The organism is Sphingobium sp. C100 (assembly GCF_000508185.1).
In the GTDB taxonomy this organism is placed as follows: domain Bacteria; phylum Pseudomonadota; class Alphaproteobacteria; order Sphingomonadales; family Sphingomonadaceae; genus Sphingobium.
The window spans coordinates 1-1674 of record NZ_AYOY01000096.1 but is presented as its reverse complement, the minus strand read 5'-3'; the positions used below and the strand labels follow the sequence as shown (position 1 = coordinate 1674).

The following is a 1674-nucleotide window of genomic DNA, read 5'->3' as shown; positions in this document are numbered from 1 at the left end:
ATGAAGATCCTTGTGCCCGTGAAGCGGGTGATTGATTATAATGTGAAGCCGCGTGTGAAGTCGGACGGGACGGGTGTTGATCTGGCGAACGTCAAGATGAGCATGAATCCGTTTGACGAGATTGCGGTCGAGGAAGCCATTCGCCTGAAGGAAAAGGGCGTGGCGAGTGAGGTGATCGCGGTGTCGATCGGCGTTGCCAAGGCGCAGGAAACGCTGCGCACCAGCCTGGCGATGGGCTGCGACCGGGCGATCCTGATCCAGACGGACGATGAAGTGGAACCGCTGGGCGTGGCCAAGCTGCTGGCCAAGGTGCAGGAAGAGGAAGGCGCTGGCCTGATCATCCTGGGCAAGCAGGCGATCGACGATGACAGCAACCAGACCGGGCAGATGCTGGCGGCGCTGCTGAACCTGCCGCAGGGCACGTTCGCGTCGAAGGTCGAGGTTGAGGGCGACAGCGTGTCGGTAACCCGTGAAGTCGATGGCGGCCTGGAGACGGTGAAGCTTTCGACGCCTGCGATCATCACCACCGATCTGCGCCTGAACGAGCCGCGCTATGCCTCGCTGCCCAACATCATGAAGGCCAAGAGCAAGCCGCTCGCGCAGAAGACGCCGGCCGATTATGGCGTGGACATCGGCACTCGGCTGGAGACGCTCAAAGTGTCCGAACCGCCGGTGCGCACCGCCGGCGTCAAGGTCGCCGATGTCGATGAACTGGTTGCGAAGCTGAAAGCTCTGGGAGTTGCCGCATGAAGACGCTTGTGTGGGTTGAACATGAGGGCGGCGCCGTCAAGGACGCGACCCTTTCCGCCGTCACGGCTGCTGCGAAGCTGGGCGAAGTGCATCTGCTGGTCGCTGGCGAAGGCGTCGAGGGCGTGGCCGCCGACGCGGCGAAAATCGCTGGCGTGGGCAAGGTCCATGTCGCCGACGATGCCGCCTTTAGTCATGCGCTGGCCGAAAATATCGCGCCGCTGGTCGTCGAACTGATGGGCCATCACGACGCTTTCGTCGCGCCGGCCACCAGCAACGGCAAGAATATCGCGCCGCGCGTGGCGGCTTTGCTCGACGTGATGCAGATCAGCGACATTCTGTCGGTCGAGAGCGAAGACATGTTCACGCGGCCAATCTATGCCGGCAATGCGATCGCGACGGTCCGCTCGAAGGATGCCAAGAAGGTCATCACGGTGCGCGGCACGGCGTTCGAGAAGGCGGCGCGGGACGGTGGCGGCGGCGCTGTCGAGGCGGTCGCATCGACCGGCGACAAGGGGCTTTCCACCTTCATGGGCGCAGAGATCGCGAAGCTGGAACGTCCGGAACTGACCAGCGCCAAGATCATCGTGTCGGGTGGTCGTGCGCTCAAGGACGGGCCGACCTTCGAGGAATATATCATGCCGCTGGCCGACAAGCTGGGCGCGGCGGTCGGGGCTTCGCGCGCGGCCGTCGATGCAGGCTATGTGCCCAACGACTATCAGGTCGGGCAGACGGGCAAGATCGTGGCGCCCGAAGTCTATATCGCGGTGGGCATTTCCGGCGCGATCCAGCATCTGGCGGGCATGAAGGACAGCAAGACCATCATCGCGATTAACAAGGATGAGGATGCGCCGATCTTCCAGGTCGCCGACATCGGCCTGGTCGGCGACCTGTTCAAGCTGGTGCCCGAACTTACCGAAAAACTGT

The 1674-nt window shown here is 63.0% G+C and carries 2 protein-coding genes; both read left to right on the top strand.

The window, feature by feature from the left end; genetic code table 11:
- Window positions 1-750 carry an electron transfer flavoprotein subunit beta/FixA family protein gene (locus tag C100_RS31935; RefSeq protein WP_024019082.1) on the top strand — a complete coding sequence of 250 codons (750 nt, stop codon included), beginning with the start codon at window positions 1-3 and terminating at the stop codon, window positions 748-750.
- Window positions 747-1674 (top strand): electron transfer flavoprotein subunit alpha/FixB family protein (locus C100_RS31930; protein WP_024019081.1); only part of this gene is annotated, 928 nt, incomplete at its 3' end. The genes C100_RS31935 and C100_RS31930, both read left to right, overlap by 4 nt.

Bases quoted from the DNA above. Each gene is read 5' to 3' on its own strand.
- C100_RS31935 (WP_024019082.1), top strand. From the start codon at position 1: ATGAAGATCCTTGTGCCCGTGAAGCGGGTGATTGATTATAATGTGAAG.